Origin of the sequence: Methanolobus sp. ZRKC2, assembly GCF_045291185.1 — an archaeon.
Lineage (GTDB): Archaea > Halobacteriota > Methanosarcinia > Methanosarcinales > Methanosarcinaceae > Methanolobus.
This window is the reverse complement of sequence record NZ_CP146980.1, coordinates 84,516-108,966: the sequence shown is the minus strand read 5'-3', so window position 1 is coordinate 108,966 and position 24,451 is coordinate 84,516. Positions and strand designations below refer to the sequence as shown.

The window sequence follows — 24,451 nt, the reverse complement described above, 5'->3', positions numbered from 1 at the left end:
AAATGAAAATTAACAGTCCACTGGAAGCTTACAAGTTCCTGCCAGCCACCAACTGTGGATTATGTGGCGAGCAGACATGTATGGCTTTTGCAGCACACCTTATCGACAGGTCCAAGAAACTCACAGATTGTACACCTATCCTTGAAGACAAGTTCAAGAAGAAATTCGAAGAGCTGGACACACTCCTTGCTCCCGAAATAAGAGAAGTCGAAATCGGTGTTGGTGACAAGATCGCTAAGATCGGCGGAGACGATGTACTCTACAGGCACAAGCTTACATTCTTCAACCAGACACAGTATGCTTACGATGTATGGGACACAATGGATGAAAAGGACCTGGTTGAGAGAGTAAAATACATCCAGGACTTCAAGAAATTCTACGTCGGTAATTTCCTCACCGTAGATATAGTGGCAGTGCGTTGCACATCCAATGATCCTGCAAAGTTTGCTGCAGCAGTCAAGAAGGTTGTTGAAACAACGGACTTACCCATCATTCTCTGTTCCTTTGACCCTGCAGTTCTTAAAGCAGGTCTTGAAGTTTCAAAAGACAGGAATCCATTACTCTATGCAGCAAATGAAGATAACTGGAAAGAAGTCGCAGATCTTGCACTGGAGTACGATGTACCTGTAACACTCTTTGCACCGAATGATCTTGATCTTCTCAAGACGCTGGCAAAGACCTTTACAGAAATGGGAACCGAGAAACTTGTACTTGATCCGGGAACATTCCCGACTGGCAAGCAGCTCAAACAGACCTTTACCAACTTCATTAAGGTACGCAGAGCTGGAATCGAAGGTGACCGTGACATCGCCTATCCGATAATGGCAGTTCCGTTCACGGCATGGATGGCTCACGATGATCCTGTAAGTGCTTCATACTGGGAAACAGTTGTTGCATCAGTTTTCACCATCAAATACGGTGACATAATGATTCTTCACAGTACAGAGCCTTATGCAATGCTACCTGAGCTGCATATCCGTGACACTATCTACACTGATCCGAGAAAGCCTGTAACGGTTGATCCGGGCATGTACAAGGTAGGAGAGCCAACTGCAGATTCACCGGTACTGGTCACAACCAACTTCGCTCTCACGTATTACACAGTAGAGAGTGATATCTCATCCAACAAGATCGACTGCTTCCTCTGGGCAATTGATACCGATGGTATCGGTGTAGAGGCTGCAGTGGCCGGCGGACAGCTTACTGCTGCCAAGATCAAGAAGGGAATAGAGGATTCCGGATTTGACCTTAAGAAGGAAACTACACACAACACCATCATTCTTCCCGGACTTGCAGCACGTCTGCAGGGTGATGTGGAAGATGAGACAGGTGCCAATGTGATGATAGGTCCTGCTGATTCAGGAAGAATCCCCGGATGGATGGAAAAGAACTGGCCACCACAGAAAAAATAATTCTGTTGAAATAGGCAACGAATATTCCGTGCAGCTATGCACGGAACTTCTCTCTTTATCAACAGCCAGAAAATATCCCAAAGTTTGAAAAATAATTCTGGCTACAATGTTTAATCAGAAAATTATTATATATCATCTTGAATTCTAATGTGTGGAAAAATATGGAGCCTATCATAAGAAGTCCCAACAGCCTTGAGTTAACAAAGGAAGAAAAACACTGTACTATCATCGGCAATGTCGCAGATATCACAGATGAATATATCATCAAACTTGCTGAATGGGCTACTACACTCTGGGATTATGATAAGATAACCATGTGGAAAAAATCGGATTCTATGGAACCGGGTTACTTCATCCGCGACAGTGAAAAAGGAAAATATAAACTACATATCCTTGATAATGAACAACTTGAAGCCCTTTTCAATGCGTCTAGAAAAGATAGTCCGAAAAGATTGCATGAATGGGAAAAGAAAGAACTTGTAGCTTATGTGGATTGGTTAACAGATTAATAAAGATCATACTCTCAAAAATAAGGAGTAAAATTAAAAACCACAGTCATCGACCATAATTTCAGGATGCGAATCTTTTGTAAAATCCGCCCTGATCTTTGACTCCAGATATTTAAGATATTCGCACTTACCTGTTTTCCTGAAAATTACGCAATCACTACAATAGATCATCTTGTTCCTTTCCGAATATCCGATTGATTCTATTATACACATGTTCCCACTCTTTCATCGTTGATAGTAATTGTGACCATGTCTTTTGCTGAAGTGATCCTGCCACAACATTTACAATAATAGAAAACATTCGAGCCTAAAAGCTGTCTTTTCAATTCCGTATTGCAGTGCTCGCAGGATAGTCCGATCTCTTTATTCACAATTCTTACTCCCGTTAAATTGCAATTTTTCCCCAACCCGTCATTTTGCATCGATGCCACCGATCATGAACCTGATCAATTCCAGGTCCTCCGGGTCAATGGATTTCTCGTACTGACCTTTGATAACAAACTTAATTTCATTATCTGTTTTTCTATTTGTATATGAATTTACACACTTTTGAATGTTTCGCATCTTTATTCGCTCCTTTCTCTTTCTACAAGTCCATTATTCTTTGCCGGGCGTATATATTTGATGCAAATAATAGATATATATGCCAGTAAAGTATATATCATATATATAGCACATCAATTGATATTATTTTGCGCAAACGTACAGAATGGAGTAACTTTTACGCAAATGCTAAATATATGTAGGTTTTACCTTAGTTACAGCAAGTGTATGCCAGAATTAAATCACAATACTCTTGCCCATGAAAAGGTTCATAGATAAACTATTTTGACCGGGAGTGCAAAACCATATGTACCTGAAAAGTTCCTTTGCAGAAGACATTGTAAGAGAAATCGTTGACCTTGAAATGAGCGACAATGAAGCAGTAATGATACTGCTGGCAGTAGAAGGGCAAACAGACGTGGATGAGCTTATTAGGCAGCTTAATTATCATGGCATTGATTTTTTCGGAGGGATATTTCCCGGACTGATTCATGGAACGAAGGTACACCATTCAGGCGCTGTTGTGCAAAAGTTTCCCTTAATTGAAAAGCCAATTCTTGTAAAAGGACTTGATAGTCAGGACTTCGGAATTCCGCCTTTTGAAGGAAAAATACTCGAAAATACGAGCAAAAAGAACACATTGATGATCCTGCTTGACGGAATGACGGAAAACATCACACAATTACTGCACCGGACATTCAACAGCCTGGGCAACTCCGTCAATTACATAGGAGCAGGAGCCGGTTTTTTGCAAGTAGAACGTAATCCATGTGTATTCACCCCGGCAGGTCTTTTTCAGGATGCAGCTATCATTGTTCCCATAGGAATGGAATCCGGATTGGGAGTTCACCACGGACTGGAATTCATTTCGGGTCCGATCATTGTTACAAAATCAAACAACCATGTTATCCAGGAACTTAACTGGAAAAATGCCTATCAGGAATACAAAGATACCATTGAAAAAGCTATGGGAGAAAAATGGAACGATGATGAGTTCTCAGAACTCATTGAAAACTTCTCCTTTGGTATTTATTGCGAGGACAGAGAATACATTGCAAGGGTGCCCGCAAGAGTAACAGAAAACGGAGAACTTATCTGCCCCGGCGGAATGCCGGAAAATGCTGCTCTAAGTATTCTTAGAAGTGAAAGCAAAAAAATGCTTCAAGCAGCATCAAAAGCCGCAAAGGAGGCAATTCATCCCAAAACAAAAGCAAGAAATACATTGGTGGTTGAATGCTTAGGAAGGTATAATTTCTTAGGAAATGAATTTAATGCTGAGCTGAGCTCAATAGCAAGAGAACTGAAGAAAGTAGATGAGAAGGTAATTCCGGAAGGTATCCTCTCGGTAGGTGAAATCTCCTCTTACCAAGATGGTATTCTAGAATTTTTCAACTGTACAGTTGTTGTGGGGCGTTTCTATGAATGATCATTATCAGGAAATAATAAAAGATGTTTCATTGCTCTATGAACTCTCACTCTCAATAGGGACTTCCCTTGATCTGAAAACAAATTGTGATACATTCCTTAGCAAACTTTTAGCAAGAGAAAATTTTGTTTTTGCATCTGTATGGATAAAAGACAAGTATCTCACACAACAACATTCTCAAAAAGCTACTCTCGTCTATGCCAATCCCGAATACCTGGTACGAGATGCAAATCTTTCCCTCTCGAATCCGGTATTTACCCTGACCAAGGAAAAAGAGCCTATTGTAGTAGGTTCCTCTGATGATTATTTTCAGGAAATGGTAGCTGAAAAGAACATAAATGATGGTACTTATTATATATTTCCGCTTGGAGATATTGGTTTTCTCAAGTTATATTCCTCCCTTGAAAAAAAGACACATGATGAGACCATCCTGAATAAACTGATAAACGTAATATCAAAGTTCACTGTTTCAATAGAAGCATGCCTCTATCATGAACGCAGTGTCATGGAAGTAGAAGAAAGAAGACGGGCAGAGAGTAAGCTACGCATCAGTGAAAAAAGATTCAAGGATATGGCAGAGCTTTTACCGGAAATGATCTATGAATGTGACCTTAAGGGAGACTTTACGTATATAAATAAAAGCGGGCTCAGAATGCTGGGAATCTCGCGGAAAGAACTGTACAATGGATTCAGCCTCTCCGAGTTGATCCCTGAATCTGAAAAAGCAAAGTTCAAAAATAGGTTTGCAGATCTGTTGTCTGCAAAAGAACTTCCTTCTATCGAATATGACCTGTTGACAAAAGAAGGTCAAACCGTCAGCGTAATAATGTCCTCAACCGTGATGATAAGAGGAGGGGAAGTCGTCGGTCTCAGGGGGATCATCGTAGACATTACTGAGAAAAGAAAAATGCAGGATTTCCTTCTTGATGCAAAAATGATCGCTGTTGCAAACAGGGTAAAAAATGATTTTTTTGCAAACATGAGTCATGAACTTAGGACACCCCTGAATTCAATCATTGGATTTTCAGCGGTTCTGGAAGATGAAGTCTTTGGAGAACTGAATGGAGATCAATCACGTTATGTCCAGTATATTAATTCAAGCGGAAAAAGACTGCTTGAACTGATAGATGACCTGTTAAGTATTTCCAAGATGGAAACGCAGAACATTGAAATTAATACAGAGCACTTTGACATCATGAGGGCAGTTGTAGAAGTTACAGAAGCATTAAAACCTGTTATGTTACGTGATAATGTGCACCTGACAGTTGCCACTCAGACAGAAGTCGGAAAAATACATGCAGACAGAAGCAAGTTCAAGCAAATCATATATAGTTTGCTTAGCTGCATTCTGAAACACACCGGTGAAAAGCAAAAAGTTAGTCTCGAGCTGAGTATGGTTATTAATATGCTGAAAATAACAGTCAAGGGAGACACAAAAACTTTTTCTGCCTATGAAAGAGAAAAGATCATCGACATATTGACTGAGAATTTCAAAAGTATACCCAAAAACAATGAAGTTTTTGAACTTGAACTGATGATAACAAAGAGGTTCATAGAGTTGCACGGGGGAAGTATCTGGTTTGAGGCTAATGAAAAGGATAACTGTTTTTCGTTCATTCTCCCGGTAGCTATAGAAAAGGAAAAAGAGTCCCAGTTAGTCCTTGTTTAAATGCCTGGCAAAAAAGACTCCGGGAAAGTAAGATTCGCAGGATCGATAAAGGTATTTTGATGCGCACTCTTTTGTACCGAGCTTAGAATTCCGAAAAGAGGGAAAACATTATTAGTCCGGGAAGGGATTCTGAAACGATGAACTACATCATTTGTCCTAAATGCGGGAAAGATGCTGAAAGGCTTGTGGATGGCCTCTGTCAGAAATGTTTCTTTAAGAGTTCTGACCTCGTACAGGTACCGCAGGTATTGCATGCAAAGATATGTTCAAACTGCGGAGCACGCTTTAGCAGGGGAAGATGGACAAATGACCTGAATATCGATGAGATCGTCATTCAGACTGTAGAAAATGAACTGCTCATACATGAAAAAGCTGATAACATCGAACTCTATATCGAACCCAGACAGATGACACCTCATCTCTATCGTGCAAAAGTTGAAGTCGATGCCCTTGTGGTAGGTGAACAGCTACATCAGGAAGTAGAGACCGAAGTACGTATCACACGACTAGCCTGTGATATGTGCAGCAGGGTATCAGGAGGATATTTCGAATCCATACTTCAGATAAGGGCTACAAACCGTCGTCTGACCGATGATGAGAAAAAAGAATGTATGGACATTGTCAACTCCATACTGACAAGGATGCGCAAGAAAGGTGACAGAATGGCATTTATCTCCAATTCTATCGATGACAGAGATGGTATTGACCTGTATATGGGTTCGGCAAACGCAAGCCGCGATATCTGCAAGGAGATAATATCTGAATTCGGAGGCAGTTTTTCAGAATCACCCAATCTATTCACAAGAAAGGATGGCAAGGATGTTTACAGGATCACATTTGCTTTGAGGTTACCCGAGTTCATGCCAGGAGACATCATAGAATTCGGGGAAAGGGTCATTGAGATAAAGAAATTCGGGAAAAATGTAACAGGAACGGATCTTGTAAGCGGTTCAAGATATCTTTCAAAACCTGATGACATAAAGAATGCGGAACTGGTTGCACGAAAAGAAGATGCTGCCAGAACCGTTGTAGTTGCAACGGAAAAAGATGAAATCATGCTGCTTGACCCGGAAACATTTGAAACGGTAACAATTAAGAAACCCCTTTTGTTCAACGCAGAAGCAGGAGACGAAGTTCCTGCAATAAAAACACGTAACGGTATCGTAGTATTGCCTGAAGAAGCAACGAAAAAGAATGACAATTGAATTCCCAAAAACTATGAAGAATATACTCGTTATCGGATTCAGTACCCGTAATATCGTTTGCTCCGGAAAGCGTGCAGGCTACAATATGTTTGCTATAGACGCATTCTGCGACTCTGACATGCTTGAGTGTGTCGAAGCTGCTATAAAACTTGATGTAGGCGAGGGTTTCGATGCCAGGAATATCGAACCTTCCAGACTCTCTGAAATGATAGAAAATTTCGGGATCGATTTCGATGCAATTATACCGGCATCCGGTTTCGAGACAATGAAATTCCCAGAACGTTTTCCAATATTACAAAACGAATACAATATCATGAGAGAGGTTTCAGACAAATCCAGGTTCGCAAAAATACTTGCATCACTGGATATGCCACATCCGCAAACATACCCCCTGGCAGAACTTGAGGACATTAATTATCCTGCAATGGTGAAGCCTGCTTGTTCAGGTGGCGGTATACTTAACAGGGTTGTCAGTAGCCCGGAAGAACTTCATATTTATCTTAAATGCCTTAGTAAGTTACAGGTTCCATTCAGGAAAGAAAACATGATACTTCAGGACTACCTTTTGGGAACTCCTGCAAGTGTTTCTGTAATTTCCACGGAAAGCGAGGCACGTACGATTGCCATTAATGAACAATTGATAGGAATTCCCTGGCTCACAAAGCTTCCCTTTGCATATTGTGGAAACATTACACCATTCATCACACCCTATGCTAACCAAATGAAGAACATAGCTGAAGAGCTAATCATAGAACTTGGACTTATAGGGTCTACAGGGGTTGATTTCCTTATAACGAAAGACGGTCCGGTCATAATCGAAGTGAATGCGAGGTTTCAGGGAAGTCTTGATACTGTGGAGATGGCCACAGGGTCGAACATATTTGGGGCACATATGCAGGCATTTGACGGCAGTATACGTCCTGAAGTGACCGGAAGTAAACAATATGCTGTCAGGGCCATACTTTATGGAGACAGGGATAAAGAGATAACAGATAATATCCATAATACTATCCTGGAAAAACAAATTGCAGATGTTCCTAACGTAGGAGACATGATACACGTTGACGAGCCCCTGACATCAGTATTGTCCACAGGGCATTCCAGAGGAGCAGCGATAAACAAAGCCAAACGTAGCGTCATGTTTATACGCGAGTGTCTGGATTTAGGAACGTCTCATGAAGGAAATCCTACAACAAATAGCACTTATGTTCATAATATTTGAAAGATGTTTTTTGGCAAAAGTTAATATTGTAATACATTACATAGACATGCGTTTTATGAGGTGAATGTTTTTTGATAGATCTGAATAATCCGGTTATCAGGGGATATCTTATCCGACTTGTGGGTGAAGACGGGCTGGAAATGATAAAAAATATGCCCGAAGGTGAAGTTACGGATGAACAAATCGCAGAAGCGACGGGGATACTTTTAAACATAGTCAGAAGAACGCTTTTTATTCTCAATGAAAATAAACTGGCTGTTTGCAGGAGAGAAAGGGATTCCAGCAGTGGATGGCTCACATACCTCTGGACCCTTGATATGTCTGACATCGAACCACAGCTTGTTAAAGAGAAAAAAAGAATTGTGAAGAACCTCAAGACACGCCTTGCTTTCGAGGAAGATAATGTTTTTTATAGCTGCCCCGAAGGCTGTACGCGTATGAACTTCAACGAAGCTACAGAATGTGAATTCCTTTGCCCGTTCTGCGGTGAGGATATGATGTTCGAAGACAACCAAGAATTCGTTGGAAAGATAAAGAAACGTCTCATCAGCCTCGAAAAGTGATATGATTTCATACGAACAGGCCTTGAAGATACTTGAGGAATCAGGCTGCAAACAAAAAGTGATAGCACACTGTATTGCAGTTTCCAATCTTGCAACCTGTATCGGGAAGGAACTTTCCAACCGTGGTGAAAAACTGGACTTTGAGCTCATAAAAATTGGCGGTTTACTACATGATCTGGGACGGGCCAAGACCCATGGCATCATGCACGGACTGGAAGGTGCCAGAATGGCTGAAGAAAGAGGTCTTGATCCACGGCTTGTCCAAATAATTAAAAGACACATTGGTGCAGGTATAACACCGGAAGAGGCAATAAAATTCGGACTTCCGGAAGACGACTATATACCATGTACAATGGAAGAAAAAATTGTCGCCCATGCAGATAACCTTACAAAAGGAACAAAGAAAATAACTATTCAAAAGCGAATTTCCTTAATGGAAAAAAAGAATATCGACATTGGAAGCATTGAACGTGTTAAGAAGCTCGCCGATGAGATAGGTATTGTATAGAACACAAGGGATAATTATTTATATAGAAATCACTAATGGGTAACTGTGCATAGGAATGCATAACACGTTTTTATCATGTTAATTTTCTCATTTTTAGTTAGAGGTATAACTGATGACCGATGATAAGTATTTGAAAGGTACAACCACAGTTGGGATAGTTTGCAACGATGGTGTTGTTCTCGCAACCGAACAGCGTGCAACAATGGGACATTTTATTGCAAGTAAGACTGCAAAGAAGATCTATCAGGTTGACGATTTTGCAGCTATGACAACAGCTGGTTCCGTGGGGGACGCACAACAGATCGTTCGCGTAATCAGTGTTGAGTCAAAACTTTACAAGATGAGGCGCAAAGAGCCAATGACCATTAAAGGCCTCACCACCCTTTTATCCAATCTTCTGGCCGGCCAGAGATATTATCCGTTAATGGTACAGCTCCTGATAGGAGGCTATGACAAAAATGGCCCGGCATTGTACTCTCTTGATGCACTTGGTGGAAACATAGAAGAAAAAGATGCAGTATCAACTGGTTCAGGCTCACCCATAGCATATGGTGTGCTTGAAGACAGGTTCAAAGAGAACATGACTACCGAAGAAGGTGCCGAGCTAGCTGTCAGGGCATTGCACAACGCCATGAAAAGGGACTCTGCATCCGGAAATGGAATTGATGTCGTGATCATAAACAAAGATACTTACAGAAGACTTGAATCAGAGGAAGTTAAGAAACTCAGAGAACAACTCAATTGATAAAATGTATATATTTTTTAAATAATATTTTTAAAGACCTGCATTTCCATATCTCATACTTTTCATTTTTTACAGGAAGGCTGTTTTAATGGCGGTAGAAGAAGTATTATCCGATCTTAAGAAAAAAATTGAAGAAAAGTTGCCAAGCGGCACAACTATTTCTAGTGTTGAATTTGAAGGCCCTCAACTCGTAGTTTACACCGAAGAACCGAAGAAGTTTGCTGATAACGGCAACATAGTCAGGAACCTTGCAAAGATCTTGAGGACACGCATAGTCGTACGTCCAGACCCAAAAGTACTGATACCCCCTGAGGAATCGATCAAGAAGATCGAAGAGACGGTTCCGTCAGAATCTATTGTATCAAACTACCACTTCGACCTGGATGTAGGTGAGGTAATCATCGAAGCTGAAAAACCGGGGCTTGTAATAGGTAAACATGGGGAGACGCTTAGAGAGATCACAAAAAAGATTGGGTGGACACCCAAAGTCGTAAGGACGCCGCCTATAAAATCACGGACTGTAAAGAACATCCGTGAATTCATGCGTACCAATCATAAGGAAAGAAAAGACATCCTGAAAGCCGTGGGAAGAAAAATACACAGAGGATGTACTTCCAAGGATCAGTGGGTAAGAATAACATCTCTCGGAGGAGCAAGAGAAGTAGGAAGAAGCTGCTTCATAGTTTCAACTCCTGAGTCCAGGATAATGATCGACTGTGGAGTCAATGTTGCTTCAGAAGACGATATGACACCATACCTCTATGTACCTGAAGCTTTCCCCATAAACCAGATAGACGCAGTAGTACTAACACATGCTCATCTTGACCACCAGGGCCTTGTCCCCCTGCTATACAAGTATGGTTTCGAAGGACCGGTATACTGTACCCCGCCCACACGTGACCTGATGGCACTACTGCAACTGGATTATATCGATGTAGCCTCTAAAGAAGGCAAAAGACCACCCTATGCCTCTGCAGATGTAAGGGAAGTCTTAAAGCATGCCATTGTCCTTGATTATGAAGAAGTTACGGACATTGCACCCGACATAAAATTGACGTTCCATAATGCAGGACATATAATAGGTTCAGCAGTTTCTCATTTCCACATTGGTGACGGGCTACACAATGTAGTATTCACCGGTGACTTCAAGTTCGAAAAGACAAGGTTATTCGATCCTGCTGTAAACAGGTTCCCACGTGTGGAAAGTGTAGTTATGGAATCCACCTACGGAAGCTCAAATGCCATGCAGCCATCCCTACAGGATGCCGAAAACAATCTCAAGACTGTGATTAATGAAACACTGAAAAAGGACGGAGTAGTACTCATCCCCGCGTTTGCAGTGGGTAGAAGCCAGGAAGTCATGATCGTTCTTGAGGATGCTATTCGCAGAGGAGAGATCCCGAACGTCCCTGTATATCTTGACGGTATGATCTGGGAAGCAACAGCCATTCATGCCACGTATCCGGAATACCTTAACAATGATCTGCGTAAGCTTATCTTCCAGAAAGGAGAGAACCCCTTCCTTGCTGAATGCTTCAGGCCCGTTGATTCCAATGAACTGCGTCAGAAGATCATTGATGAACCTGAACCCTGTGTGATCCTGTCCACATCGGGAATGATGAATGCAGGCCCTGTAATCGAATACTTCAAGGCATTCGCAGAGAATGAGAACAACACACTTGTCTTTGTAGGATATCAGGCAGATGGAACTCTTGGAAGAAGGATACAGAAAGGATGGAAAGAAATCCCATTGTCCACCAATAACGGAACCTTTGTTGTTTCTATGAATATGAGAGTTGAGGTTGTTGACGGTTTCTCAGGACACTCCGACAGAAGACAACTGATGGATTATATCAAGAAAATGAAGCCACGCCCGGAGAGAGTTTATACCGAGCATGGCGACGAGCGTTCGTGCCTTGATCTTGCAAGCTCTATACACAAGAAGAACAAGCTTGAAACAAGAGCACTGACAAACCTTGAAACAGTACGGTTAGTATAACCGTACATCTCTTTTCTATTTTTCACTTTGAAAGCCATCTGCGTCAGCCAGGCCTTTAAGGTAATCTATCAAAGATTTGTGGTCCTTGAACACAAGATCGGCTTCAGACAGTTTTTCTGGTTTGAGATAACTTGCAACTGCCACACAATAGAGACCCGCATTCTTAGCAGACTTCACTCCCAGAGGAGCATTTTCCACAACAATACACTCTTCCTTTGCGACACCAAGATGAGCTACAGCCTTCAGATAGGGTTCCGGATCGGGTTTACCATTGCTTACATCTTCACCTGAGATAATAACATCAAGAGTATCAGGATAAAATTTCTCCATCAGGCTTGTCACAATTGTCCTGTCGGCACCTGAAGCAACTGCAAGTTTATATTTGGGGTGCAAAAGTTGCAGGCATTCCCGCATGCCATCAAATGGTTTTGCCATGTTGTGTTCCATGAAATGAGCTCTTTTCTTTCGTAGCAATTTTGAATAAGCAGCATTATCAGCTTCTTTACCGGCTTTTTCAAAAAATATGTCTACAACACCTATATGATTCGAGCCCTCGATTTCATATATCTCTTCTTCAAAGACAACAATGCCCTCTCCTTCAAAAGCCTTCACCCAGGCCTCTGCATGATAGGGCATTGAATCCACGAGCACACCATCCGAATCAAATATGATTCCTTTAAGCATAGTGGCATTACTATCCCAATATTAGAATAACTTTGTCGGAGTATGTTTTCTCAGGACTTCCTGTCAGGAAAGCAGAAAAGGATTTAAACATACCTGCTCAAGTGAATATCATGGGAGAAAATAGTGTTGGCACGGAATTCAGGATATGCACTAAGTGCGGATACCATAGAGGTTTCCACGTATATTTCAAAAAGCTTCAGGAAGGAAAAGCCAAAATTGGCCTGATATGCCCCAATTGTGGACAGAGTTTTGATATTGGCTGGATCACTTCTGATATTCCTGCAATCGACCCGGAAAAAGGACAGGTTTTTGAAAGATAGGATGCTAAAACTATTTTGTTGAAACTTGATCCATAACTTATTTTTTATTAAAAAATCAGCTTCAAAATGTCTATCCAGAGCTGATCCTGTCCTGATAGGACACATATGCAAATCCGGAAGAAAAAAATATTGATGAGAAGAACCATCACGAATAATCATTCTCATTAAAAAACATTATATATAGGTAGTTGAATTAAGAATGGCATGGATTCGTTTACAGCAATTACTCTAGCGGTTTTTTTGCCATTCATTTTGGCCGGTATATTGCCAGTGGTTGAAAAGGTCCTGAAAAACAGGATAGGATGGTATGCAGCGGCGGTTGCTTTCCTGAGTCTTGTACTTGTGGCACAGGTTGCACCAAAAGTTATCCATGGAGAGAACATCCAAGGCTCCATATCATGGATTCCTTCACTCGGCATTGATCTGTCATTCTACGGAGACGGCCTCAGTGTGATGTTCGGTCTTATTGTCTCAACAGTGGGCATCATCATCATGTCTTACTCCAATGGATACATGTCAAAAAGAGAAGACTTACCACGTTACTACCAGCAGCTTCTTTTCTTCATGGGCTCAATGCTTGGAATGGTTTTTTCGGCCAACTTTATCCAGCTTTTCATCTTCTGGGAACTTACCAGTATTACATCCTTCATGCTAATCGGTTACTGGCGTAACAGACCCATGTCTGTCTACGGCGCAACCAAATCAATGCTGATTACAGCTACTGGCGGCCTTTTCATGCTTGCAGGTTTCCTGGTTCTTCACGCTATGACGGGAACTTTTGATATTCCCACTATTCTGCACAGCGAATCCACGATAGAATTCATTAAAGGTAACGAACTTTTCATTATCACACTTTTCCTGATCCTCATAGGTGCTGCCTCCAAGTCCGCACAGGGACCCTTCTATATATGGCTCCCAAATGCGATGGAAGCACCAACCCCTGTAAGCGCTTTCCTGCACTCCGCTACAATGGTTAAGGCAGGTATATATCTTGTAGCAAGGATACACCCAATATTTTCCGGAACAGAAGCCTGGTTCATTCTTGTAAGCGGTGTAGGAATCATCACCATGCTTGTGGCAGGCTTTCTGGCTTTCCGCCAAACAGATATCAAAGGAATTCTTGCCTACTCGACTATCAGCCAGCTTGCCTACCTGATGACGATGTACGGTTATACGACCCTCCATCACCCGGGCATAGGAGTTGCTGCCGCAACTTTCCACTTGCTCAACCATGCAAGCTTTAAAGCATGTCTCTTCCTTGTAGCAGGTATAGTTGCTCATGAAACAGCTACCAGGGATATCACAAAAATGGGCGGATTACGAAAGGAGATGCCGATTACATTCATCCTGGCGGTCATTGGGGCTCTGTCCATGGCAGGAATACCGCCACTAAACGGTTTCCTAAGCAAGGAGATGTTCTATGAAGCATCCTGGGAAATGGGACATTTGCTGGGAGGCTCTTTCACATACATTATCCCCGCATTGGCAGTTCTCGGAGGAATACTTACTTTTGCTTATTCAATCAAGCTCATAGATGGCATTTTCCTCGGAAAGCGGCCCACACACGGCCTTCCGGAACATATACATGACCCTTGCTGGAAAATGATCCTGCCAACATCTTTCCTTGCGGCACTTATCGTATTGTTCGGACTCGTACCGTCAATACCTATACATTACATTGTCCAGCCTGCAACAGAAGCAATACTTCAGGAACCTGTCCACCTGCACGTACATCTCTGGCACGGGATTACACCTGCCCTGATAATGACTATCGCAACGTTCATTCTCGGAATCCTAATGTACACACGTTACGACAGAATTGCAGCCTGGCAGAACAGCTTCAATTCAAAGCACCCCAAGGTAAGTATCAACTATTTCTATGATGCGACAGTGAACAATGCAAAAAGCGTGACATTCGGATTTTCATCTCGAATGCAGCCCGGAAATATCAAGACCTATGTAGTGGCCCTGCTATTGCTAATGCTTGTATTGTTCATCATACCCATAATAGTGCTTTCGGCTGATATCATTCCTTCCACTCTCAACTTTGACATACCCCCATACGAAGCAATACTGTTCCTTTTCATGATCGTTGCAGCTCTTGGTGCGGCATTGCTCCCACGTTACATGCCTGCAATAATTTCCCTGTCGGCGCTGGGGTATCTTGTAAGTTTACTGTTCATTTACCTGTCAGCACCTGATCTTGCACTTACACAGGTGCTTGTTGAGACTCTCACAACAATTATCTTCATACTTGCCATCGTGAAGATACCACAGAAATTCAGGGAACATATGACCAAGTCAGTGATTGCGAGAGACCTCTTGATAGCTTCAGCGGTTGGTTTGACCGTATTCATAATAATGATAAATGCCACCCAGGGAATAGTCTCTCCCTTTGAGAGTCTTTCTCACTACTTCATAGAAAACAGCCTGCCACTTGCCGGAGGGCATAACATTGTCAACGTCATAATTGTTGACTTCAGGGCTTATGATACCCTCGGAGAAATAGCGGTACTTTGTCTGGCGGCATTTGGTGTCTATAACCTGATCCACAGCAGAGGTGAGGAAGAATGACCACCACCATTACAAAAACAGTTACAAAGATATGCTTACCTTTAGTGATTCTCTTTTCCATATCCCTGTTGCTTGCAGGGCACAACAATCCGGGAGGAGGATTTATCGGAGGAGTGATGTTTGCTTCGGTTATCGCATTGACATATGTTGTCTTCGGGCTTGATTACATCAAGTCTTTTTTCAATCCAGACTGGGGCAACTGGTTTGCGTTTGGTCTGTTGCTCGCATCCCTGACCGGCTTTGCAGCATTACCTTTCGGACACAACTTTTTAAGAAGCGCCGTTGAATTCCTGCATCTTCCTTTTTTCGGGGAGATTGAACTGGTATCCGCAGGCCTCTTCGACATCGGAGTCTACTTGGTTGTGATAGGAAGTCTACTCTTCATTTTCAAAAACGTAGGTGATGACAAGTGAATAATACATTGCTCTCATTAACCATTGCCATCCTTTTCGGAATAGGCACATTCCTGATCCTGCGCCGGGACATATTAAGAGTTATCATCGGCCTAAGTATACTCTCACATGCAGTTAACCTGCTTATCGTTTCCACAGGTGTTTTCACAGGAACGAAGGTACCAATTATCACCGATGACGGCGGACATGGAGCATCCGAAGCAACCGGCACTATATTCATGGATTCCTTATCGGAAAATATATTTGCACCGATACTTGCCCCGGGACACACCGTGGATTTCGTCGATCCGCTTGTTCAGGCAATGGTTCTCACTGCGATAGTCATCAGCCTTGCAATAACCGCCTTTATATTGATACTCGCATATCGCATTTATGAGGAGTACGGCACCACTGACATAAAAGAACTCAGGAGGCTGTGGGGATGAACTCACTCATGCAACACATCCCGATATTCCTGATTGCTGTCCCGATACTTATGTCAGCAATCATGGTAATGATTAGATCAAAACCACAGCTGCAGAAAGTACTGAGCATAGCCGTTTCCTTCGGACTCGTGATCCTGAGTATATTGCTGCTTTTGCAGGTGTGGAACGAAGGAATACAGGTATATGAATTAGGCGAGTGGGCCAAGTATGGAATATTGCTTGTTGCGGACCTGCTTAGTGCGGGAATGGTTGTGCTCACAACATGCATCTCATTCCTGTCATTGATATACTCACTGGACTATATTGAGAAGAGATCATTGAGTTCCACATATTACCCGTTGTTCAGCCTGCTGTTAGCAGGTCTTAACGGATCTTTCCTGACGGGAGATATTTTCAATCTCTTTGTGTTCTTCGAGATATTATTGCTCTCATCATGTGCACTTGTAATTGCCAACGAGCACGGAGGAGTTACAAAAAGCTCCGACAAGATGGAAGCGACATTCAAGTATCTTGTGCTGAACATGCTCGGGTCCATCGTCATGCTGATAGCCGTTGCTGCACTGTATGCAACTACAGGTACATTGAACATGGCTGATATTTCCGTAAAACTCAGCGAGATGAGTGCTGCGGGAACAATGCCCTGGCATGTGTTTGCTATCGCCCTTATGTTCATTGTGGTATTCGGGAACAAGGCAGCAATATTCCCATTGCACTACTGGCTGCCTGATGTGCATCCTACAGCACCTTCACCAATCAGCGCAATGCTGAGTGGTGTACTCATCAAGGTTGGTGCTTACGGTATGCTACGTGTGTTCTTCCTGATCTTCAGAGATACACTCTACATATTCCAGCCTGTAATAATCTACCTGGCACTTGCAACCATTATAATCGGTGCAATCTCCGCGGTGGCACAGACAGATGTGAAACGTCTGCTGGCATATTCAAGCGTGAGTCAGATAGGCTATGTATTCCTGGGGATAGGTCTTGGAAGTGTGTACGCAATCGCAGCAGCACTTATCTATCTGGTGAACCATGCGATTGCAAAGTCCATGCTTTTCCTCAGCTCTGGGGCCATTATCCACCATGCAGGAACCAGAGACATGCGGAAAATGGGAGGAATGGTTGACAGTTCCCCCATGATAGCACTCCTGTTCCTTGCAGGAGCAATGTCCATTGCAGGATTGCCACCTACAGGAGGATTCATAGCCAAGTTCGTGCTGTTTGATGCAGGTATCACCGGTGAATACTACTTCGAAATAGGAATAGCACTAATATTTGCAATATTTACACTCTTCTATATGTTCAGGGCCTGGCTGTTGATGTTCTGGGGAGAGAAGAGAGATGTCGAGAAATATGGTGAATATTCATCCCACAAGGCATCCCCGCTGATCATGGCACCTATTATTGTGCTGGTAGCTGCCATCGTGGTCTTCGGACTGTATGCCGAGCCTTTGATCTCACTGGCAACTGCAACTGCAGGACAGATACTTGACCCGCAACCTTACATTGAAGCAGTACTCACGAGGGTGGTCAGATGAAGCGTTACATATTCTTTGCCGCGGTATTCGGACTTATCTGGTGTTTTGTCCACGGTACTATCAGTTTCGACAACTTTGTGTTGGGACTTGTCTTCGCACCGTTCATTATACGTCCTTTCAAGCCACTCTACCATTTTGAGAATGACTTCTCATTCGGAAAAGGAATCAAGAGGATACCGGCTCAGGCCAAGTTCTTCTATGTTCTTATCAAAGAGATCATAAAGGCAAATATCGTGGTGGCAAAAATAGTACTACAACCTAAAATAGACATAAAACCAGGCATAATTGCAGTGCCTATCAGAACAAAAACAGACATGAGTATTACTGCAATAGCCAATACTATAACTCTCACACCAGGTACACTGACAATTGACATGTCTGACGACAGATCAGTCCTGTACGTCCATGCCATCGATGCATCGGACCCTGAAGGCGTCGCTAACTCGATCAGAGACGATCTGGAAAAATACGTACTGGAGGCATTCGAATGATTTCAATGTTCACTTTATCGCTATCTATCATGGTACTTGCAATTGTACCGTGCATATACAGAATAATAAAGGGACCGACAATACCTGACAGAGTAATAGCACTTGATGCAATGACTACAGTAATAGTTGTGATGCTGGGTGTATATTCCCTTGATCAGGGTTCTGTCTTCTTCATGGACGTAGCACTTGTGCTTTCCATAATCGCATTTGTGGGAACCGTAACAATAGCAAAATATCTCGATGAAGGAGTGGTTCTATGAGTTTTATGGAACTTGCACTTGAACTATTAAGCAATGTCTTCCTTGTTTTCGGCCTGATATTCGTGTTCCTCGGGATGTTGGGACTTGTAAGATTACCGGATGTGTATAATCGCCTACATACTACGACAAAGATAGGAACACTGGGAGCTTTTGGAGTCATGTTAAGCATTCTGCTGAAAGTCGGCTTTTCTCCAATGGGTGTGAAAGCAATAACAGTAGGTTTATTCCTGCTGCTAACGGCCCCCATAGCAGCCCATATGATAGGTCGTGCTGCTCACAGGCATGGTGTAGGTCTTTGTGAAGAATCGATCATCGATGAATATGGCAAAGCCTATATACGCGAAAAGGATGAATGATATCTGAATTTATTTAAAGCGACCTTGGGATAGCTCAAGGTCATCTTATTTACAAATATCTTTTTCAAAAATAATTTTCTTTTTCATCTCGGAAGAAACTTTAATAATCAGGGATTTATATAAGGAACAATTATCAAGAACAAATTTCAATAACGAATTTTAAACCCATAACTACTGAAACAAAATATGATACCATATTTTAGGTTTTCCCCCGTAGAATAATTGTGAGCGGGTTGGGGAGTGGGGGTTAGTGTGGGAGTGGGGTTAAAAACAGACCCGCTCACTTAGCGACTAGATGTCATTATGCTATATAAGTATTGCTATTTGGTTTTGACAAAAAAAAGTAGAGAAGAGCCACAGTTGAGAATTATTTCAAATAATTTTTTTGGACAAAATATGAGAGTTTTCTCGCATGGATGAAAATTTTCTCGTATAGATTAAAAAAGGCATCACTACTAACAAAAAACTTATCTTCCTCGTAATGTTAATATGTAATTCAGAACTAGTTTTGCAGGATCAAAGTTTGGAAACGTGGATATAAACCATACAAATAACCATCCGACTTTCTGGACAAAGAGCATCTAAGGAAAATGTTAATTGCTTCAAACCTCTTGAAAGAACCAACTACCATGACATCCAGAACGTGTATATTCCATATAGATGAATGCGATTTCGAAAAAAGCATAAACGAAGCCGCTAAGATGATCAAAGATGGAAAAACTGTTGCTTTCCCGACTGAGACGGTGTATGGTCTCGGAGCAGATGCCTTGAATCCTGCTGCTGTAAAAACTATTTTTGAAGCAAAAGGCAGACCGGCAGATAATCCACTGATAGTACATGTTGCTTCAAAGGAACAGTGCGAAGAACTTGCAAGAAACATTCCGGAAAAAGCTTATACGCTTATGGATCGATTCTGGCAGGGGCCATTAACACTGATATTGAAAAGAAAAGAAATTGTCCCGGACATAACAACCGGAGGTCTGGACACTGTGGCCTTAAGAATGCCTGACAACGAGATTGCCATAGAACTTATCAGGGCTTCAGGAAAAGCGATTGCAGCACCAAGTGCAAATCTTTCGGGAAAACCAAGTCCCACGACTGCAAATCACGTCATTGATGATCTTTTTGGCCGCATTGACGCTGTGATTGATGGCGGAGCCGTTAGAGTAGGGGTTGAATCAACTGTCATTGACATGAGTTCTGAAGTGCCTGCAATACTCAGGCCAGGCATGATATCCCAGGATGAGATAGAAAAAGAGATAGGCGACATAATCATCGGTTATGAAGATAAAGTTCATCAGGATATCGAAAAGGTTCGTTCACCGGGAATGAAATACACCCATTACTCCCCTGATGCCACTGTGATTCTGGTAGAAGGAGAAAATGAGACAGTTATTGTAAAAATCCGGGAGATGCTTGATGACTTCAAGTCCCAGGGCGCCAAAGTCGGACTGCTTTTAACGGATGAGAACAATGAAACCATAGTAGGGAATGAACAGTTCCTGCTTGGCAGAAAAGACAGACCCAGGGAATTAGCTTGTAACCTGTTTGCAGGATTACGTTATCTTGATGAAAAGAATGTTGATGTTATACTCACAGATGGATCATTCAGCCATAGTGGTGTCGGGACTGCCGTTGTGAATCGGCTGCGCAAAGCTGCAGAAATGATAATCAAAATATGAAGTGAATTATATGAGCAAAGAGAAAATGGAAGCAATTAGGGAGCAACAGAAGCACCTTGCTGTGCTTCACAGGAATAAAAAGCTACTAAAAATCAACGTGATCATATTAAGCGTCGGGCTTGCACTTTCTTTCATAGGAAGAGAGAGTATAGGAGAACCCGTCCTTTGGCTTGGAATTATAATTTTTGTCTACACATTTATAACAAACTACAATGCCAGGTCAGCGTTGAAAAAACTTAAAGGTCCAATATCCAAATAAGTTGGATATTGATTGCCTCGTTAATAGTAATATTGATACGAAGAAGCATATAAGTTGTTTAAAGTAAATCAATTAAGGAATTATGTTTCCTTAAGTTTTATTTACATATGTAACAAAGTTAATCTGGTGGTCAATATTAGTCTCTGGTTATCCTAAGAGAACTTAGTTCACATTGCCACCAAGTACCACCTTACTGAAAAAGGCAAAGAGTTGGAATCGGGAAACAGGTTTGTAGTAGTGGCAGATATGTTTCCCTTTTCCTTAACTTAGCTTCTTTATTGAAATGATACATGATTCATTTCTTATCGCTATGTTAATTACTTGAACTCTATATGGCTATATGCCTTATATACATACCTCATAATACTAAAAATAAAACTTATGTCATAGAATATTATCCTTAAAATTAGTAAGTCAACGCTAAAATTATGATAAGTGTTCATTTTACTAATAAATTTTATTTTTATAATTTACACAGAATGATTTTCAGTCTTTTATACAGGACAAAGATTCTACAAAGAAAACAACAAGTAACAAAAGTACATCATCTATTGATACCGATTTCAAAAGACTTTGATTCGTAACTATCTTTGGTATCAAAGTTTCTAAACTAAAGTTAGGAATTCTAATTCTTATCTTTATATAATGCTAAAACTCATATTCTCTACCGGGGTTGTCAAGAAATTAGTTCAAGATAGCTGTATCTGGTATTAGAGTCCCTGTCAGGCGAAGTTGAGCGGACTGAGTGATAGGAATCCTGCCATTTAAAGAAATCTTGATTGTGAGAATAGTGAGATTAAGCTCATAAAATACAGTGATATAGATCCCGGAAAAATGGAAACATTTGGCTTGGAAGTTGTTTGCGGACAGAACCACACTGAGAGCATTAAGAACAACAGATCTTCACAAGAGGGGGATGAGGATCAGTAGTCTTCACATGCATATCTTGCTTTCGAGAAAGGTAACTCAGGAAAAAAAACCATAGGCAACATGCCATCTGGAAGATAGATAATTAGAGTAAATAATTGGGAAGTACCTGATTTCATTAACAGAGGATAGAACTTCCCGACAGCGTTCGTTATAATCTAAATATTAGACGCTGCAGAATTACCGCAAAATGAGGGAATCTTCCGGTTTAAGAGATAAATGCCCATATAAACACAGCATTTGTTCCATGAGAAAACACAAACACATATGTCAGGCACTTTACCCGATTAGGGATGTGATCATTATTAGAAGAAGTCGAACTGCAATCAGTGTAGAAATCTTGAGAGCTGCCATGGAGGGGGCAAAAAAAACACACATTGTTTACCGTGCAAACCTGAATTTTGAGGTTGTCAACAGATACCTTACAATGTTAGAAGAAAAGGGATTGATAGAGAAGAGGGACAATCTGTATATAACAACTGAAAAAGGCAAAGAGTTCCAGGAAATTGCAAGGGAACTCGGCTTATAATTTTTGTTATAAATTGCTAAATGCAACACGATTTGTACATAAGATATTTGTACTGAGTCTATAGCATATCAACAGAGTAATCAACGCATATTACTCCATTAAAAATATTCCTACAGTTTTTGAAAAAACGTTGTTTGCGATTCTCAATAAGTTTTTAACATATAGCAGTATTAAGGATACTAACATTTTAACTGTATGCCTATTATTCTCGCATAACTAAAAATGTAAGGGAGATCATGCTTATGCTAGAGATCAATAATCTAACTGTTGAAGTCGGAGGTCGCAGAGTATTAAAAGGTGTAGACCTTAATGTTGAAGCCGGCCACACCAACGTTCTTTTCGGACCCAATGGAGCAGGCAAGTCCGTACTCCTTATGACACTGATGGGATTCAGTGGCTACAAAGTCGTGGATGGAGAGATAATCTTTAAGGGAGAGGATATCACACGCCTGTCTGTTTCACAAAGAGCACAGATGGGTATGGGCATCATGACCCAGAGACCTCCAAACCTGGGTGGTGTCAAACTTGAGGATCTCCTGAAAGTAATAACAAATGACCTCAAGGAAACTGAAGAGCTCGCCGAATCTGTAGATATGATGCGGTTCTTCGAAAGAGACATAAATGTAGGTTTTTCCGGTGGTGAAATAAAGAGATCGGAACTCCTGCAACTCTCAGCACAGAATCCTGACTTCCTGCTGCTTGATGAACCGGAATCCGGTGTTGATCTCGCAAGCATCGAATTACTGGGCACTACGATAAATAAACTTCTGACTAAAGATTGTAAATGTCCCGGAGAAAGATGCAAACATGGGAAATCTGCGCTTGTCATAACACACACCGGCCAGGTCCTTGATTATCTGGAAACGGATAGGGCATTTATTCTTTGTAATGGAACAGTGATGTGTTCGGGAAACCCACGTGAAATGCTTACCGAGATCAAGGAACAGGGATATGAGGAGTGTATCAAATGCAAACTGATGCAGATATGAAGAAAAAAGTGGAAGATGCCCTCAAGAAACATGCCAGTTATGGAGAAGATTTTGATCTTGAGGAATACGGCATCGCCACAGAAGATGTACGATACGCAGAAGATCTTACAGAACTCGATGAAAATGATCAGAGAACACTCCTGAACGTCGGTTTCACCCCTGGAGAAGAGAATCGTTCAGGCAGCCTGGTAATGATCGATAATGCCATTACTCACACATCCCTTCATGACAAAGATGTCGTTGAACTCATGTCCCTGAGAGATGCAATGAAAGTTCATGACTGGGTGAAGGATTATGTATGGAAACTTGTCAAGCCGGATGCTGATAAGTATACTGCCATGAGCTATCTGCAAGATGCTAACGGTTATTTTATCCGCGCTCCAGCAGGGAAGAAATCAAAGATGCCGGTCCAGACATGTCTTCTTATAGGCTCAAAGCAGGTTTCACAAACAGTACACAATATAGTCGTTGTTGAAGAGGGAGCCGAACTTGAAGTTATCACAGGATGCTCGACCAAACACGGGATCGAAAAGGGATTGCACCTCGGGATTTCAGAGATGTACGTGAAGAAGGGAGCAACACTGAACTTCACCATGATCCACAACTGGGCCGAGCAGATAGGTGTCAGGCCAAGGACAGTAGTACATGTCGAGGAAGGCGGCACATACATTAGTAATTACGTGACCCTCAAGCCTGTGAAGTCTATTCAGGCATATCCGACCGTTATACTGGAAGGCAAGGGTGCTTTTGCCAGACTCAATACCATAGCAGTTGCACATCCGGAATCTGAACTTGACCTTGGAAGCAGGGTAATCTTTGAGGCTGAAGAAACATCTGCAGAACTTATTTCAAGGACTATTACTACAGGCGGAGTTTCAATTGCAAGAGGAGAGATGGTTGGAAATGCAAATGGTGCCAAAGGCCATCTTGAGTGTCACGGACTAGTACTTGGAGGAGGCACACAAAGAGCCATACCCATCCTTGAAGCAAATGTAGAGGATATCGAATTATCCCATGAGGCTGCAGTCGGACGTATTGCTCGTGAACAGATAGAATATCTGATGGCACGTGGCCTTTCAGAGGAAGATGCAGTCGGTATGATAGTTAGAGGATTCCTTGATGTCGGCATACAGGGAATTCCCGATGAACTGAGGGCAGACATTGATGAAACAATTGCAAAAATAGGAGAAAGTGCAATTTAAA

General features: G+C 41.8%; 27 protein-coding genes. 23 read left to right on the top strand and 4 right to left on the bottom strand.

Translation table 11 applies throughout. The annotated features are described in order from the left end of the window. Positions 1 to 2: 2 nt before the first annotated feature. Together acsC and V7O62_RS00520 are read left to right on the top strand one after the other, a co-directional pair. Positions 3 to 1,412 carry an acetyl-CoA decarbonylase/synthase complex subunit gamma gene (gene acsC / locus V7O62_RS00525; protein WP_406657061.1) on the top strand — a complete coding sequence of 470 codons (1,410 nt, stop codon included), beginning with the start codon at positions 3 to 5 and terminating at the stop codon, positions 1,410 to 1,412. A 161-nt stretch (positions 1,413 to 1,573) separates the two neighbouring features. Next, entirely contained in the window at positions 1,574 to 1,921 is a 348-nt protein-coding gene (locus V7O62_RS00520) for a hypothetical protein (RefSeq protein WP_406657060.1), read from the top strand. A 33-nt stretch (positions 1,922 to 1,954) separates the two neighbouring features. Here the strand turns inward: V7O62_RS00520 and V7O62_RS00515 are convergent, their stop codons facing one another. From V7O62_RS00515 to V7O62_RS00505, 3 genes are read right to left on the bottom strand one after another with little or no spacing between them, the layout of a single operon-like run. After that, positions 1,955 to 2,134, bottom strand: a complete 180-nt coding sequence (locus tag V7O62_RS00515) for a hypothetical protein (RefSeq protein WP_406657059.1) — start codon at positions 2,132 to 2,134, stop codon at positions 1,955 to 1,957. Next, positions 2,125 to 2,292 carry a hypothetical protein gene (locus tag V7O62_RS00510; protein ID WP_406657058.1) on the bottom strand — a complete coding sequence of 56 codons (168 nt, stop codon included), beginning with the start codon at positions 2,290 to 2,292 and terminating at the stop codon, positions 2,125 to 2,127. The genes V7O62_RS00515 and V7O62_RS00510 overlap by 10 nt, the downstream gene beginning before the upstream one ends. 40 nt (positions 2,293 to 2,332) lie before the next feature. Beyond that, the gene (locus tag V7O62_RS00505) at positions 2,333 to 2,485 is read right to left on the bottom strand and encodes a hypothetical protein (RefSeq protein WP_406657057.1); all 153 of its coding nucleotides are present in this window, start codon (positions 2,483 to 2,485) and stop codon (positions 2,333 to 2,335) included. A 286-nt stretch (positions 2,486 to 2,771) separates the two neighbouring features. Between V7O62_RS00505 and V7O62_RS00500 the strand changes: the two genes are divergently transcribed. The 8 genes from V7O62_RS00500 to V7O62_RS00465 all read left to right on the top strand — a co-directional run bounded on the left by V7O62_RS00500 (position 2,772) and on the right by V7O62_RS00465 (position 11,801). Next, complete coding sequence (locus tag V7O62_RS00500) at positions 2,772 to 3,890, top strand: FIST signal transduction protein (RefSeq protein WP_406657056.1); 1,119 nt, start codon at positions 2,772 to 2,774, stop codon at positions 3,888 to 3,890. Continuing rightward, entirely contained in the window at positions 3,883 to 5,559 is a 1,677-nt protein-coding gene (locus V7O62_RS00495) for a histidine kinase dimerization/phospho-acceptor domain-containing protein (RefSeq protein WP_406657055.1), read from the top strand. The genes V7O62_RS00500 and V7O62_RS00495 overlap by 8 nt, the downstream gene beginning before the upstream one ends. A gap of 137 nt (positions 5,560 to 5,696) precedes the next feature. Continuing rightward, entirely contained in the window at positions 5,697 to 6,764 is a 1,068-nt protein-coding gene (locus tag V7O62_RS00490) for a 60S ribosomal export protein NMD3 (protein WP_406657054.1), read from the top strand. Between the two features lie 13 nt (positions 6,765 to 6,777). Beyond that, positions 6,778 to 7,986, top strand: a complete 1,209-nt coding sequence (locus V7O62_RS00485) for an ATP-grasp domain-containing protein (RefSeq protein ID WP_406657053.1) — start codon at positions 6,778 to 6,780, stop codon at positions 7,984 to 7,986. Between the two features lie 71 nt (positions 7,987 to 8,057). Then, positions 8,058 to 8,549 carry a transcription factor gene (locus V7O62_RS00480; RefSeq protein WP_406657052.1) on the top strand — a complete coding sequence of 164 codons (492 nt, stop codon included), beginning with the start codon at positions 8,058 to 8,060 and terminating at the stop codon, positions 8,547 to 8,549. Position 8,550: 1 nt separating this feature from the next. Beyond that, a complete protein-coding gene (locus V7O62_RS00475; RefSeq protein ID WP_406657051.1) occupies positions 8,551 to 9,057 on the top strand; it encodes a TIGR00295 family protein in 507 nt (168 codons plus the stop codon). A gap of 112 nt (positions 9,058 to 9,169) precedes the next feature. Further along, a complete protein-coding gene (gene psmB, locus V7O62_RS00470) occupies positions 9,170 to 9,802 on the top strand; it encodes an archaeal proteasome endopeptidase complex subunit beta (RefSeq protein ID WP_406657050.1) in 633 nt (210 codons plus the stop codon). A gap of 88 nt (positions 9,803 to 9,890) precedes the next feature. Then, a complete protein-coding gene (locus V7O62_RS00465) occupies positions 9,891 to 11,801 on the top strand; it encodes a beta-CASP ribonuclease aCPSF1 (protein WP_406657049.1) in 1,911 nt (636 codons plus the stop codon). A 15-nt stretch (positions 11,802 to 11,816) separates the two neighbouring features. On the opposite strand, the gene V7O62_RS00460 is transcribed toward V7O62_RS00465, so the two are convergent. Further along, a complete protein-coding gene (locus V7O62_RS00460) occupies positions 11,817 to 12,485 on the bottom strand; it encodes an HAD family hydrolase (protein WP_406657048.1) in 669 nt (222 codons plus the stop codon). Between the two features lie 110 nt (positions 12,486 to 12,595). Here V7O62_RS00460 and V7O62_RS00455 point away from each other — a divergent pair, with 110 nt between their 5' ends. The 13 genes from V7O62_RS00455 (at position 12,596) to V7O62_RS00395 (ending at position 24,450) form a co-directional block, all read left to right on the top strand. Next, a complete protein-coding gene (locus V7O62_RS00455) occupies positions 12,596 to 12,805 on the top strand; it encodes a hypothetical protein (RefSeq protein WP_406657047.1) in 210 nt (69 codons plus the stop codon). A gap of 204 nt (positions 12,806 to 13,009) precedes the next feature. Next, complete coding sequence (gene mbhE / locus V7O62_RS00450; protein ID WP_406657046.1) at positions 13,010 to 15,379, top strand: hydrogen gas-evolving membrane-bound hydrogenase subunit E; 2,370 nt, start codon at positions 13,010 to 13,012, stop codon at positions 15,377 to 15,379. Beyond that, the gene (locus V7O62_RS00445) at positions 15,376 to 15,792 is read left to right on the top strand and encodes a monovalent cation/H+ antiporter subunit B (protein WP_406657045.1); all 417 of its coding nucleotides are present in this window, start codon (positions 15,376 to 15,378) and stop codon (positions 15,790 to 15,792) included. Before mbhE ends, V7O62_RS00445 begins: the two co-directional genes overlap by 4 nt. Next, the gene (locus tag V7O62_RS00440; protein ID WP_406657044.1) at positions 15,789 to 16,217 is read left to right on the top strand and encodes an NADH-quinone oxidoreductase subunit K; all 429 of its coding nucleotides are present in this window, start codon (positions 15,789 to 15,791) and stop codon (positions 16,215 to 16,217) included. Before V7O62_RS00445 ends, V7O62_RS00440 begins: the two co-directional genes overlap by 4 nt. Continuing rightward, positions 16,214 to 17,755, top strand: coding sequence for an NADH-quinone oxidoreductase subunit M (locus V7O62_RS00435; RefSeq protein ID WP_406657043.1), 1,542 nt, complete (start codon positions 16,214 to 16,216; stop codon positions 17,753 to 17,755). The genes V7O62_RS00440 and V7O62_RS00435 overlap by 4 nt, the downstream gene beginning before the upstream one ends. Next, positions 17,752 to 18,246 (top strand): Na+/H+ antiporter subunit E, encoded by a 495-nt coding sequence (locus V7O62_RS00430; protein WP_406657042.1) that lies wholly within the window; start codon positions 17,752 to 17,754, stop codon positions 18,244 to 18,246. The genes V7O62_RS00435 and V7O62_RS00430 overlap by 4 nt, the downstream gene beginning before the upstream one ends. Continuing rightward, positions 18,243 to 18,506: a cation:proton antiporter gene (locus V7O62_RS00425; protein ID WP_406657041.1), complete on the top strand. Its 264-nt coding sequence runs from the start codon at positions 18,243 to 18,245 to the stop codon at positions 18,504 to 18,506. Before V7O62_RS00430 ends, V7O62_RS00425 begins: the two co-directional genes overlap by 4 nt. A gap of 5 nt (positions 18,507 to 18,511) precedes the next feature. Continuing rightward, positions 18,512 to 18,862, top strand: coding sequence for a monovalent cation/H(+) antiporter subunit G (gene mnhG / locus V7O62_RS00420; RefSeq protein ID WP_406658310.1), 351 nt, complete (start codon positions 18,512 to 18,514; stop codon positions 18,860 to 18,862). Between the two features lie 629 nt (positions 18,863 to 19,491). Continuing rightward, positions 19,492 to 20,544: an L-threonylcarbamoyladenylate synthase gene (locus V7O62_RS00415; protein WP_406657040.1), complete on the top strand. Its 1,053-nt coding sequence runs from the start codon at positions 19,492 to 19,494 to the stop codon at positions 20,542 to 20,544. A gap of 10 nt (positions 20,545 to 20,554) precedes the next feature. Continuing rightward, entirely contained in the window at positions 20,555 to 20,803 is a 249-nt protein-coding gene (locus V7O62_RS00410) for a hypothetical protein (protein WP_406657039.1), read from the top strand. A 1,117-nt stretch (positions 20,804 to 21,920) separates the two neighbouring features. Then, positions 21,921 to 22,259 (top strand): winged helix-turn-helix domain-containing protein, encoded by a 339-nt coding sequence (locus tag V7O62_RS00405; protein WP_406657038.1) that lies wholly within the window; start codon positions 21,921 to 21,923, stop codon positions 22,257 to 22,259. Positions 22,260 to 22,501: 242 nt separating this feature from the next. Beyond that, positions 22,502 to 23,248 carry an ABC transporter ATP-binding protein gene (locus tag V7O62_RS00400; RefSeq protein WP_406657037.1) on the top strand — a complete coding sequence of 249 codons (747 nt, stop codon included), beginning with the start codon at positions 22,502 to 22,504 and terminating at the stop codon, positions 23,246 to 23,248. Further along, complete coding sequence (locus V7O62_RS00395) at positions 23,227 to 24,450, top strand: SufB/SufD family protein (RefSeq protein ID WP_406657036.1); 1,224 nt, start codon at positions 23,227 to 23,229, stop codon at positions 24,448 to 24,450. Before V7O62_RS00400 ends, V7O62_RS00395 begins: the two co-directional genes overlap by 22 nt. The last annotated feature ends 1 nt before the right edge of the window (position 24,451 follow it).

Excerpts from the sequence above, each read along its gene's own strand:
- acsC (WP_406657061.1), top strand. The coding sequence starts at position 3 with ATGAAAATTAACAGTCCACTGGAAGCTTACAAGTTCCTGCCAGCCACC.
- V7O62_RS00520 (WP_406657060.1), top strand. The coding sequence starts at position 1,574 with ATGGAGCCTATCATAAGAAGTCCCAACAGCCTTGAGTTAACAAAGGAA.
- V7O62_RS00515 (WP_406657059.1), bottom strand. The coding sequence starts at position 2,134 with ATGTGTATAATAGAATCAATCGGATATTCGGAAAGGAACAAGATGATC.
- V7O62_RS00505 (WP_406657057.1), bottom strand. The coding sequence starts at position 2,485 with ATGCGAAACATTCAAAAGTGTGTAAATTCATATACAAATAGAAAAACA.
- V7O62_RS00500 (WP_406657056.1), top strand. The coding sequence starts at position 2,772 with ATGTACCTGAAAAGTTCCTTTGCAGAAGACATTGTAAGAGAAATCGTT.
- V7O62_RS00495 (WP_406657055.1), top strand. The coding sequence starts at position 3,883 with ATGAATGATCATTATCAGGAAATAATAAAAGATGTTTCATTGCTCTAT.
- V7O62_RS00490 (WP_406657054.1), top strand. The coding sequence starts at position 5,697 with ATGAACTACATCATTTGTCCTAAATGCGGGAAAGATGCTGAAAGGCTT.
- V7O62_RS00485 (WP_406657053.1), top strand. The coding sequence starts at position 6,778 with ATGAAGAATATACTCGTTATCGGATTCAGTACCCGTAATATCGTTTGC.
- V7O62_RS00475 (WP_406657051.1), top strand. The coding sequence starts at position 8,551 with ATGATTTCATACGAACAGGCCTTGAAGATACTTGAGGAATCAGGCTGC.
- psmB (WP_406657050.1), top strand. The coding sequence starts at position 9,170 with ATGACCGATGATAAGTATTTGAAAGGTACAACCACAGTTGGGATAGTT.
- V7O62_RS00465 (WP_406657049.1), top strand. The coding sequence starts at position 9,891 with ATGGCGGTAGAAGAAGTATTATCCGATCTTAAGAAAAAAATTGAAGAA.
- V7O62_RS00460 (WP_406657048.1), bottom strand. The coding sequence starts at position 12,485 with ATGCTTAAAGGAATCATATTTGATTCGGATGGTGTGCTCGTGGATTCA.
- V7O62_RS00455 (WP_406657047.1), top strand. The coding sequence starts at position 12,596 with ATGGGAGAAAATAGTGTTGGCACGGAATTCAGGATATGCACTAAGTGC.
- mbhE (WP_406657046.1), top strand. The coding sequence starts at position 13,010 with ATGGATTCGTTTACAGCAATTACTCTAGCGGTTTTTTTGCCATTCATT.
- V7O62_RS00445 (WP_406657045.1), top strand. The coding sequence starts at position 15,376 with ATGACCACCACCATTACAAAAACAGTTACAAAGATATGCTTACCTTTA.
- V7O62_RS00435 (WP_406657043.1), top strand. The coding sequence starts at position 16,214 with ATGAACTCACTCATGCAACACATCCCGATATTCCTGATTGCTGTCCCG.
- V7O62_RS00430 (WP_406657042.1), top strand. The coding sequence starts at position 17,752 with ATGAAGCGTTACATATTCTTTGCCGCGGTATTCGGACTTATCTGGTGT.
- V7O62_RS00425 (WP_406657041.1), top strand. The coding sequence starts at position 18,243 with ATGATTTCAATGTTCACTTTATCGCTATCTATCATGGTACTTGCAATT.
- mnhG (WP_406658310.1), top strand. The coding sequence starts at position 18,512 with ATGGAACTTGCACTTGAACTATTAAGCAATGTCTTCCTTGTTTTCGGC.
- V7O62_RS00415 (WP_406657040.1), top strand. The coding sequence starts at position 19,492 with ATGACATCCAGAACGTGTATATTCCATATAGATGAATGCGATTTCGAA.
- V7O62_RS00410 (WP_406657039.1), top strand. The coding sequence starts at position 20,555 with ATGAGCAAAGAGAAAATGGAAGCAATTAGGGAGCAACAGAAGCACCTT.
- V7O62_RS00405 (WP_406657038.1), top strand. The coding sequence starts at position 21,921 with ATGAGGGAATCTTCCGGTTTAAGAGATAAATGCCCATATAAACACAGC.
- V7O62_RS00400 (WP_406657037.1), top strand. The coding sequence starts at position 22,502 with ATGCTAGAGATCAATAATCTAACTGTTGAAGTCGGAGGTCGCAGAGTA.
- V7O62_RS00395 (WP_406657036.1), top strand. The coding sequence starts at position 23,227 with ATGCAAACTGATGCAGATATGAAGAAAAAAGTGGAAGATGCCCTCAAG.